Here is a 431-nt window from a genome sequence, read left to right as displayed (position 1 = left end):
GCCTCGGAGTCACGGAGGAGGCATCTTCAGCGACTCAGAGACTCAGAGACTGCCCTATAAACGTTATCCCAGGAGGTTTTCATGCGCGGTTGCTGTTGTGCTGTTTCGATGATTGTGATAGTTCTGCTGTTCAATTTGTCCGCCGGTGCCGTGAATATCAAGGATGTCACGTACGACACAAAGAACGCGGGCAAAGTGATCTTCAGCCATAAGACCCATATCGGTGTTAAGGGTGTGGATCATAACTGCAAGGCATGCCATGACGGCATCTTTGCCATGAAGGGTTCCCCCCGCGTGACGATGGCGGACATGGAGCAGGGTAAATCCTGCGGCGCCTGCCACAATGGCACCCAGGCTTTCCCGCTCAAGGATTGTGCCCGCTGCCACCATGTGAAGGAGATCGTCTACAAGGTCAAGGCAACCGGCACGAC

The 431-nt window shown here is 54.5% G+C and carries 1 protein-coding gene; it reads left to right on the top strand.

Annotated elements, in window-relative coordinates:
* Nucleotides 1-81: 81 nt before the first annotated feature.
* A partial coding sequence (locus tag KJB30_RS17850; RefSeq protein WP_246545788.1) for a cytochrome c3 family protein occupies nt 82-431 on the top strand: 350 nt, incomplete at its 3' end.

It is taken from the genome of Pelotalea chapellei (assembly GCF_018531195.1).
In the GTDB taxonomy this organism is placed as follows: Bacteria; Desulfobacterota; Desulfuromonadia; order Geobacterales; family Pseudopelobacteraceae; genus Pelotalea; species Pelotalea chapellei.
This window is presented reverse-complemented; position numbering and strand designations above follow the sequence as displayed.